Source organism: Thalassotalea ganghwensis (assembly GCF_053485795.1).
In genome coordinates this window covers 111,703-122,235 of the sequence record NZ_JBQRUM010000013.1, presented here as the reverse complement: position 1 = coordinate 122,235, position 10,533 = coordinate 111,703, and the positions used below count along the sequence as shown (strand labels likewise).

Here is a 10,533-nt window from a genome sequence, read left to right as displayed (position 1 = left end):
CTTAAAAAGTAAATTTTGTCTTGTGTGTCATCATCATTAAGTTTAGTTTTTGCTACCTAAGTAGCTGGTAAAACCAACATCAATGTGAGTGCCCACACAAATTGCATGATAACTACTTGTTAAAGAACTTCTTCAAAACACATTCGCTTGAAGAAAAAGTTAAATCGCATTCGTTTAACTCATTCCGCTTTAGGCCTTGCCCGAAGCGAGATGCGCATTTTACGCACCTGATTGTTAATGTCAACATTTATTTTGAAAAAAGTTTTAAAAAGTTTAACTCGTTTTCAACTGTTTCATTAACCCGTTTCCACTCAATCTCTTGGTAAAAACGTCGTAAAATAATCTGTTAACCTTTGCTTTAAAACGAAAGCGTTAAAAACATTACTTTACTGCTTTCAACGTTTCCCCTGAAAGCGGATGCGCATTGTAGGCATTTGAGAAAAAGGATCAAGATCTTTTTTAATAAACTCGATCGTTCGCTCATTTATTGAACTATACGCCTTATAAATAGACTAACTGATAGGATCCTTGACGATCTTATGTACAAATAAACAGGAGATTAATTTATTTTTTTAACTTATATTGAACAGCTGGTGTATTTTTCACCAACAATAAATAAAGCAACATCGATAACCTGATGTGAGAACAACAATAATGAATAAGATTTTCGTTACGTTGCTACTTATTGTTACGAGCATTTGCAGTTATGCTATGGATGGTATAAAAGAACAACAGGAAAAGTTAGTTAGTCAATTACTCAAACAACAAGTAAGTCAACAAATACCGCTGAAAAAAAGCATTAGTGCCATTTTGTCTCGCTACCCAGAGAGCGTAGACACCGTCATTGAAGTTTCCCTCGATCTGTATCCTAATCGCTACAAAGAAATTCTTTTGGGCGCTTTAAGAGCAGAACCCGTATTGACCTGCCAAGCTTTGGAACTCATGTTAAACGCTAATGTTGCAGACCCACTAGAATTGATCGCAATCGCAATTGAAGAAGAACCGGCTTATTCCCAAGAGATTGTCAATATCGCATTGTTAAACAGTCCAAATGACACAGAAGCTATTGTCAAAGTTGCTTTAGATACCGAATCTCTAATGTCAGACTCAGTGATACAGCATAGCTTTAGTTCTTTCCCTGAAAAAATGCTTGATATTTTATCCGGTGCTATCAAAGCATTACCTGGACAAGTAAACGCTTTGGTAACAGATGCTATCTCTTTATTTCCCGAGCAAGGAGAAGAAGTGGTAAAAGTAGCGGTTGATAACAGTGAAATGAGAGAAGCGCATAAAATTGTCGACAGTGCGGTTGAAGCAGGGCTAGCTAAAAATGTTGCTATTGAAGCTGCCGTTGCCAGTGGCGCAGACGAACAACTTTTAGTGAAAGATAATTAATAATATACATCTTTATTTACCACGATAAGCATCATAAAAAAACGAGCAGCTCAAGCTGCTCGTTTTTTTATTGGTTAACGCTTTACTGGTTAAAAATAACTATGCTTCACGTGCGATAGCTCGATAAGCTATATCTTTACGATATTCAACACCTGGCCATGTTATTTGACTAAGCAACTCGTAAGCGGCTTGCTGGGCTTTAGTAACATTATCCCCTAAAGCCGTTGCACATAATACACGCCCACCAGCAGTTACGACCTGTCCATCTTCCATAGCAGTACCCGCATGGAAAGTTTTACGATCCGATAAAGTATTTAACGACAAACCTTCGATGACTTGTCCTTTTGGATAACTTCCTGGATACCCCTGTGCCGCTAATACAACACCGACAGCCGCTCTTGGGTCAAAGCTTATTTCTGCAATGTCCAATTTACCTTGGCAAGCTAATTGACATAGTTCAACTAAGTTTGATTGCAAGCGCATCATAATTGGTTGGGTCTCAGGATCTCCGAAGCGACAGTTGTACTCTATCACCTTTGGCGTCCCATCTTCAGCAATCATTAGCCCGGCATATAAAAAGCCTTTATATGGAGCTCCTTCTTTTGCCATTCCTTCAACAGTTGGATAGATAACTTCATTCATGATTCTATCGTGAATTTCTTGTGTCACAACAGGTGCAGGTGAGTATGCCCCCATACCACCGGTATTTGGACCTTGGTCTCCATCATAAGCACGTTTATGATCTTGACTTGTCGCAAATGGAAGCACGTTTTTACCATCAACCATAACAATAAAACTTGCTTCTTCACCAGTAAGAAATTCTTCAATCACTACACGATGACCCGCATCGCCAAAGGCATTACCCGCTAACATATCTTTCACGGCTTCTTCTGCTTCAGCTAAAGTCATCGCAACAATAACACCTTTTCCGGCAGCAAGGCCATCAGCCTTAATGACAATTGGTGCGCCTTGTTCCCTGATATAGCTTAACGCTTGCTCGACATCAGTAAAGTTTTGATAAGCTGCTGTTGGAATATGATGGCGAGCCAAAAAGTCTTTGGTGAACGACTTTGAACCTTCTAATTGGGCTGCTTTAGCACTAGGGCCGAATATCATCAGCCCTTGAGCTTCAAACGCGTCGACAACACCATCAACTAAAGGTTGCTCGGGACCAACAATGGTAAGGCCGATGTCATTGGTTTTGGCAAACTCTACTAACGCTTCAATTTCACTTACTGAAATTGCTACATTCTCTAGTTTATCTTCAGCGGCGGTACCAGCGTTACCCGGTGCTACAAATACTTTCTCTACTTGCTCTGCTTGAGCCGCTTTCCACGCTAGTGCGTGCTCACGACCGCCACTACCAATGACTAATACCTTCATGTCGATTTCCTAAGTTATTTCACAAATTTCAAGGTCATACGATCGCTTTCACCGATCGCTAAATATTTTTCTTTATCTTTTTCTTCCAAAGCAAGGCGCGGTGGCAAAGTCCAGACGCCTTTTGGATGATTGGCGGTATCTTTAGCATTCGCATTTACTTCACTGGTATCTGCAAGTGTAAAGCCCGCTGCTTCTGCATATTTTACTGCTAATGCTTGAGGAACGTAACCGCTACTTTTATTTTTTTCCCAATCCTGCGATGCCGGCATTCTGTGCTCAACCACACCTAATACGCCACCTTTTTTCAGCGCTTGGTATGCATCTTTAAATACCTGTTGCATGCCAGTTTCCCCCCAGTTATGGAGGTTTCTGAAGGTTAATACTAAGTCGGCACTTTCTGCTGGTGCTAATTGACTACCCTTTTTAGGGTCAAAGTCGGTGAGTATTACTTCGTTGAAGATTTCACTACTCGCGAGTTTTTTTTCTAAGTTACGACGTGACTTACTATAATAACTCGTGTCACCGGTGTCAGGGTAATGCGCACCGTATAACTTACCAGTTCCTTTAAGCGCAGGAGCTAATATTTCGGTATACCAACCACCGCCTGGGGTAATTTCTACTACCGTCATGTCTGACTTGAAACCAAAGAATTCTAAAGTTTCTTTAGGGTTGCGATACTGATCTCTTGCTTTATTTTTAGCTGAACGGTGCTCACCAGCTATTGCTTGTTCTAATTTAGTTGCGGACGCACTAACTTGGGGAGTCATGGTCAACAACGCGGATGAGATTACTATTGAGGCAAACGATTTAACTAGAGTATTCATTAAATTTTCCTTTAGCACATTATTGTTAGTTATGAATTCACGCTATTAGAACGGTAGTGTATCAAAGAAAGTTCAATTAATTTTATATTTATGAGGTGGTTGATATGATAAAAGCGATAGGATGATCATCCTATCGCTAAATTCTACCTATCACGTTGTCAATTAATGACGGAAGTGGCGCATGCCAGTAAACACCATGGCAATGCCATGCTCATCCGCAGCTGCAATGACTTCGTCATCACGCATTGAGCCACCTGGTTGAATAACAGCTGTAATCCCTGCTTCAGCTGCTGCATCTAATCCATCACGGAATGGGAAGAATGCATCAGATGCCATTACTGAGCCTTTGACTTCCAAGTTCTCATCTGCCGCTTTAATACCGGCTATTTTTGCAGAATACACCCGACTCATTTGACCGGCACCAACGCCAATGGTTACGCTATTTTTTGCGTAAACAATCGCATTAGATTTAACAAACTTAGCGACTTTCCAAACAAATTTAAGATCGCGCATTTCATCAGCTGTAGGTTGACGTTTAGTAACAACTTTTAAATCATCTTCGGTCAGTTTACCTTGGTCGCGGTCTTGAACTAATAAACCACCATTAACACGCTTATAATCAACACCCGTTGTTTGTGTTGTCCACTGACCACATTCCAACAAACGCACATTAGGCTTAGCAGCAACAATTTGTGCCGCGGCTTCAGAAATTTGTGGGGCAATAATGACTTCAACAAATTGACGAGAAACAATAGCTTCAGCAGTGTCAGCATCTAATTCACGGTTAAACGCAATAATGCCGCCAAATGCAGACGTAGGATCTGTTTTATATGCACCTTCATACGCAGCTAAGATATTATCACCAATCGCGACACCACAAGGGTTAGCATGTTTGACGATAACACAGGCTGGTTCTTCAAACTCTTTAACACACTCTAATGCAGCATCAGTGTCAGCGATGTTATTGTATGAAAGTTCTTTGCCTTGTAATTGATGCGCCGTAGCAACAGATGCTTCTTCAGGGTTTGCTTCGATATAAAACGCTGCTTCTTGATGAGAGTTTTCACCGTAACGCAAATCTTGCTTTTTAATAAACTGACTGTTCACTGTACGCGGGAACTTATTGGGCTGTTCAAAGTTTACTGTTGAGTTTTCCGTACCATGTGCAGCTAACATTTTGCCAAAGTAATTAGCAATCATGCCATCATAGCTGGCAGTGTGTTCATAAGCGGCAATCGCTAAATCAAAACGTGTTGCGTAAGTTAAAGTGCCATTATTTTGGTCCATCTCAGCCAACACTCGATCATAATCTTTAGCGTTCACGATAATAGTGACATCTCTGTGGTTCTTGGCCGCGGCTCTAACCATTGTTGGCCCACCGATGTCGATGTTTTCAATCGCATCTTCCAAAGTACAACCTGCTTTGGCAACGGTATTTGCAAATGGATAAAGGTTAACAACCACCATGTCAATCGCATCAATGCTATTTTCCTGCATGACTGCTTCGTCAGTGCCGCGACGCGCTAAAATACCACCGTGAATCTTAGGGTGTAATGTTTTTACTCGACCATCCATAATTTCTGGATGTCCGGTGTGATCTGAAACTTCAGTCACTTTAATGCCATTTTCAGCCAATAGTTTAGCGGTGCCTCCAGTTGATAAGATATCAACACCTTTTTGGGCTAATTGACGGGCGAATTCAACAATACCAGTTTTATCAGAAACACTTAACAGTGCGCGTTTGATTGGGCGTGGGTTATCCATTGCTTTTTAATTACCTTTAAATTAAATCGTGTTGTCTGGCCTTTGACACTTATCCGTGGCTTAACAGTCCTATGTAATAAAGCGATGATAAAAGTTTTTAATCTGAGCGACCAAATCATGCCTTATTACGTAAAAAAGCACCCTTGGGTGCTTTTTCAATGCAGGCAATACCTGCGCGTATTTAGTTCATACCGTATTTTTTTAACTTCTTACGTAAAGTACCACGGTTGATACCTAATAAGTTAGCGGCACGTGTTTGGTTACCGCGAGTATACTTCATGACTTCTTCAAGCATCGGCGCTTCAATTTCTGAAAGTACTAAGTCGTACATATCATCTACATCATTACCGTTTAACTGAGATAAATAATTGCTAATTGCGATTTTTGCTTGTGTGCGTAAAGGTGAAGACTCAGCTTGAGCTTGCAAATTACCGGTAACAAACGGAGATGAAATATTTTGTTCAAACATACAGTTCAGACTCTTTCTTTAGTTAATTATCAAAATACCTATTTAATGCGGTTAACTGATCAACAGTTGACTCGAGTGCATTAAACATAGAACGAAACTTTTTATCTGGTTCAAGCAATTGCATGTACCAAGATACGTGTTTACGAGCAAACCTTAGCCCGGTAAACTCACCATAAAACTTATGTAATTCCTTTACGTGCTCAATAATTATTGTGCGTTTCTCATCCTGAGATGGCGGCAACAAATGCTGCCCAGTTTCCAAGAAATGATTTATTTCTCGAAAGATCCAAGGTTGCCCTTGGGCACCGCGGCCAATCATAATGGCATCAACCCCAGTATAATTTAGTACTTGTTGAGCTTTTTCTGCGCTCGTAATATCGCCATTGGCTACAACAGGAATAGCTATTGCCTTTTTAATCGCTCGAATCGTGTCATACTCAGCTTCACCTTTATAAAAGTCATTACGAGTACGACCGTGAACTGCGAGTGATTGAATCCCATTGTGCTCTGCTATTTTGGCTATTTCGACACCGTTTTTGGTATCTTCACACCAACCCGTGCGAATTTTTAACGTTACTGGCACATCAACCGCATTAACAACAGACTTAATTATTTGCTCAACTAATTCAGGCTCTTTTAATAAAGCTGAACCTGCTAGCTTTTTATTCACTTTTTTCGCTGGGCATCCCATATTAATGTCGATAATCTGAGCACCGTTATCGACATTAACTTTCGCGGCAAAAGCCAACTCTTGTGGATCACTACCTGCAATTTGCACAGAGCAAATTCCAGCTTGCTCACTATGGCGTGTCCTATGCAATGACTTGTCGGTATTCCATACCTTGGGATTTGCCAATACCATTTCTGATACTGCAAGCCCGGCTCCCATTCGACAACAGAGTTCGCGAAATGGCTGATCGGTAATACCTGCCATTGGTGCCAACATTGTCTTGCTGGATAATGAATATGGACCTATTTTCATTGCTGCTTTTTTGAGCTACCCGTCAAAAGGGCGCTAAGTTTACGCGTTTTTATTTGAATTGAAAAGAATATAAATTGAACAAATTAAGGTTTTTTTCGAGTTTTAGATATTGACATTTTGCAAACAGTTGATGTGTGCAGAATTTATACAAACAATCGATAAATTCTGCACAAAATTATTTATTAAATACGTTGTCCAGACAACCTCACCCACTCTTCTTGAACACAGATATCATCCATTTGGCACCATTGTCCGTATTGGAGTTGTAACTCTTGTGCCTGATTTTCTAATACTCCCGATAAAGCTAACAACCCGGAAGGTTTAACAAAGTCGATGATGACCGGCGCAAGCTCTCGAAGAGGCCCCGCTAATATATTAGCAACAACAATATCGGCTTTTACCGAAGGTTGGTCTTTTGGTAAATACAATTCAAGTCTATCTTCTACTTGGTTGCGACGAGCATTTTCTCGACTCGCTTGTAAAGCCTGTGGGTCAATATCAATACCGATAACTTTTTCCGCGCCAAGCTTCAAAGCAGCAAGTGATAAGATCCCAGAGCCGCAGCCGAAATCAACCACGGTTTTGCCCTTTAAATCAAGACCATCTAGCCAAGTTAAACATAGTGCAGTTGTTGGGTGGGTACCGGTACCAAACGCTAACCCCGGATCTAACATAATATTGACAGCGTTTGGATCGGGGACATCACGCCAGCTTGGACAAACCCAAAGGCGCTGACCAAATTTCATTGGATGGAAGTTATCCATCCACTCGCGTTCCCAGTCCTTATCTTCAAGCTGCTCGAGCTTGTATTTCATATTTTCTTTATCGGGGTGTATTGATTTTAAATAATTGAGGACACCATCCATATCATGACTTGCATCGTACAACCCCATCACGACAGTATTATGCCAATAGATGACTTCATCACCTGGTAATGGTTCATAAATAGGTGTGTCTTTAGCATCAATAAATGTTACGGCTTGTGCTCCACAGGCCGTTAACCAATCACTATACTTCTCGGCAGTGGTTTCATCAGCACTTATTCTTAGCTGTATCCAAGGCATCAAATTATTCTCTACGGATAAAAATGCCCTAAGTTTACCATTGCTCGCTTCAAGTCGATACCAATTCCCAACACTCAGATAAAAATTCATTGCTATTTATCCGATAGCGAGCCATGATTATTTGATTATGTATCGAAGAAATCACCTCAATATGTTGCGTGTTGTTGTCATTTGTTTTTGCCTGCTTTTGCTGTGCTTGCCAACTCAAGGACAAGATATAAAACTTCGCGTACTAACAGAAGATCTTCCACCTTTTCAAATTGACAATGGTCAAAAACCACCTACTGGCGTGCTAATTGATGTCGTTCAGTTAATGCTTGATGAGGTTGGTATTTCTGCAACTATTGAGCTTTATCCTTGGGCGCGCTCCTATTCGCTCGCACTTCATGAGCCTAATACCTTAATCTTTTCAATGCTGCGAAGTGAAGAACGTGAGCATAAGTTTCATTGGATTGCCCACCTATTCACAATAAATTCTTATTTCGCCGCATTAAAAACTCGCTCCGATATTTCGGTAAATTCTATTGAAGAGGCTAAAACCTACAGTGTTGGTTCGGTAAGAGATGATTTAGCAGAAACTTATTTACTCTCTAAAGGTTTTATTCACGATAAAAACCTATATGTTACCAGTAAATACCCGGTATTATGGCACATGCTGTTCAGTGGGCGCACCGACTTAGTTTTTACCAATAGTGTTGTTTGGCAACACGAAGTCACCGCCACTGGGCTTGATAAAAATATGCTTAAGCTAGTATATCAACTGCCCGATTTTGATACCGACCTTTATTTGGCTGCTAGTTTGACCACCGATAAAGCAATCGTTAATAAACTCAAAGAAGCTTTTGCCCGTATCACCACTAATGGTAGCTACCAAAACGTTATGAAGCGCTGGCATATCGACTCTATTTACTAATTAAGATTATCTTGAACATGAAATATTTTCCTATTTTTTTGGATGCAAACTATATTAATGCGCTGATCATCGGTGGCGGAGACGTCGCTGCACGAAAAATTGAATTACTGTTAAAATCAACCACAAACATCACGGTAATGGCTCAGCACTGCAACGAAAGTGTGATGCGATTAATCAAAGACAACAATTTGACCCACTTAGCACATGACTACCAACAAGGGTTACTAGAACAATTTAACCTAGTTATTGCCGCTACCGATAATGACCAAGTGAATGCTGCGGTAGCTCAAGAAGCCGAAAACACAAATATTTTGGTCAATATTGTTGATCAACCTCATTTATGTCGATACATCACCCCTGCTATTATTGATCGCTCGCCAATGCTAATTGCGATGTCGAGCTCTGGCAGTGCGCCTATTTTGTTACGGATGTTACGAGAGCAAATCGAAAAAATGTTACCTGCTGGCTACGGCAAGCTTGCAGAGTTTTCATATAAATTTCGAGATCACGTTAAAGCGAGAATCAAAGGGGTCAGAAACCGCCGCAGCTTTTGGGAGCAAATTTTAAGAGGCACCATAGGTGAACAGGTGTTGCAAGGCGATCTCCAACAAGCCGAACAAGCAATGTTTGAAGCGCTAAAAACAAATCAAAAGCCGCCGATTGGTGATATTGTATTTATTCATACCATGACGGGAAATCCTGATAAGCTGACATTAGAAGCGCACCGTGAAATGCAGTTCGCCGATGCCGTGTTTTACGATAGTGACGTAAATGTCGAATTTATCGAATACATTCGTCGAGATGCCGATAAATTTCCACAGCAATTATCATCATCAATTATGATCAACTTTCAACACGCTATTGAGCTAGCTGAACAAGGCCAGAAAGTTATTTATTTGTTGCCCGGTTGCGAAGAACTCCCCCCGAATACAGCACTGATGCAGAGCAAGATATCTTATAAATCTCTGCTCTGCGCTCAATAAGTAAATTTAGTGCTCGTGGCTGTGTTCACTTTGAACATGCTCTGAATTAACGGTGGAAAAACCTTGGTAAATCATTTTGGCTAATACAGGATTATTTTCATTGTCACCAATGTCGGCATAATCAGTGACGTTATAATCAGCCAAGGCTTTATAAAACTGTGTAACTCGCTCAGCATTTATGAATAATTCCTGCTGTCGCCACACAGTTTCTTTACTACCTTTTCCTATGGTTAAGCGTTTAAGCAGCTTTAGCTCTTTTAGCCAAACTAACTCAATACGTTGCTTACCATTGCGAGAACGAAATGTTTGCTCGGTATTACAACCAATTTTATTTTCTTCGACAAGTTCCAATTGCTTGATAAATGCTTGTGGCAACATTTGGAATTTGTCAGTGAAATTAAACTGCCCTTTAACTTCAGCTGGTTGGTACTCGATCGCCTGTTTGACATCAGAAAAGTAACGCGTAAACATCACTTTATTATTTTTTACTTTGTGCCACATATTTATCTGCGCCAGCGCTGAGTTAACATGTGCAACAGAGTTATTATGGCGAACCAGGGTAAAATCCTCGATCGCTGTCGTTTGCAACTCTTTATCTGTTGTCTTTTTTTGGTACGTTACTGACACAACATCTGGGTTAAAAGTGCATTGTTCGGCCCAGGTAAAGTTGCTTGCGAGAAAACAAAGTAAAACAGTATATTTCTTCATAACTTTTTTCTATATTTTTACATAGTGATTTTTTAAATAATTAAAGCA

At 40.4% G+C, this 10,533-nt stretch carries 10 protein-coding genes; 3 read left to right on the top strand and 7 right to left on the bottom strand.

Annotated features, from left to right (window positions below):
- Positions 1-711: 711 nt before the first annotated feature.
- Positions 712-1,395: a hypothetical protein gene (locus ACSLUH_RS13915; RefSeq protein WP_448568008.1), complete on the top strand. Its 684-nt coding sequence runs from the start codon at positions 712-714 to the stop codon at positions 1,393-1,395.
- Positions 1,396-1,494: 99 nt separating this feature from the next.
- Here the strand turns inward: ACSLUH_RS13915 and purD are convergent, their stop codons facing one another.
- The 6 genes from purD to prmA form a co-directional block, all read right to left on the bottom strand.
- Entirely contained in the window at positions 1,495-2,778 is a 1,284-nt protein-coding gene (gene purD, locus ACSLUH_RS13910) for a phosphoribosylamine--glycine ligase (RefSeq protein ID WP_448568006.1), read from the bottom strand.
- A 14-nt stretch (positions 2,779-2,792) separates the two neighbouring features.
- Positions 2,793-3,602 carry a class I SAM-dependent methyltransferase gene (locus ACSLUH_RS13905; protein ID WP_448568004.1) on the bottom strand — a complete coding sequence of 270 codons (810 nt, stop codon included), beginning with the start codon at positions 3,600-3,602 and terminating at the stop codon, positions 2,793-2,795.
- Positions 3,603-3,764: 162 nt separating this feature from the next.
- Positions 3,765-5,366, bottom strand: coding sequence for a bifunctional phosphoribosylaminoimidazolecarboxamide formyltransferase/IMP cyclohydrolase (purH, locus tag ACSLUH_RS13900; protein WP_448568002.1), 1,602 nt, complete (start codon positions 5,364-5,366; stop codon positions 3,765-3,767).
- A 181-nt stretch (positions 5,367-5,547) separates the two neighbouring features.
- Positions 5,548-5,835, bottom strand: a complete 288-nt coding sequence (gene fis / locus ACSLUH_RS13895) for a DNA-binding transcriptional regulator Fis (protein WP_448568000.1) — start codon at positions 5,833-5,835, stop codon at positions 5,548-5,550.
- Positions 5,836-5,857: 22 nt separating this feature from the next.
- Positions 5,858-6,817, bottom strand: coding sequence for a tRNA dihydrouridine synthase DusB (gene dusB, locus ACSLUH_RS13890; RefSeq protein ID WP_448567998.1), 960 nt, complete (start codon positions 6,815-6,817; stop codon positions 5,858-5,860).
- Between the two features lie 182 nt (positions 6,818-6,999).
- Positions 7,000-7,881 (bottom strand): 50S ribosomal protein L11 methyltransferase, encoded by an 882-nt coding sequence (gene prmA, locus ACSLUH_RS13885; protein ID WP_448568018.1) that lies wholly within the window; start codon positions 7,879-7,881, stop codon positions 7,000-7,002.
- 127 nt (positions 7,882-8,008) lie between these two features.
- On the opposite strand from prmA, the gene ACSLUH_RS13880 reads away from it, so the two are divergent.
- Entirely contained in the window at positions 8,009-8,794 is a 786-nt protein-coding gene (locus tag ACSLUH_RS13880; protein WP_448567996.1) for a substrate-binding periplasmic protein, read from the top strand.
- Positions 8,795-8,811: 17 nt separating this feature from the next.
- Positions 8,812-9,777 (top strand): precorrin-2 dehydrogenase/sirohydrochlorin ferrochelatase family protein, encoded by a 966-nt coding sequence (locus ACSLUH_RS13875; RefSeq protein WP_448567994.1) that lies wholly within the window; start codon positions 8,812-8,814, stop codon positions 9,775-9,777.
- Positions 9,778-9,783: 6 nt separating this feature from the next.
- Here ACSLUH_RS13875 and ACSLUH_RS13870 read toward each other — a convergent pair whose 3' ends face one another.
- Complete coding sequence (locus ACSLUH_RS13870; protein ID WP_448567992.1) at positions 9,784-10,485, bottom strand: hypothetical protein; 702 nt, start codon at positions 10,483-10,485, stop codon at positions 9,784-9,786.
- Between the last annotated feature and the right edge of the window lie 48 nt (positions 10,486-10,533).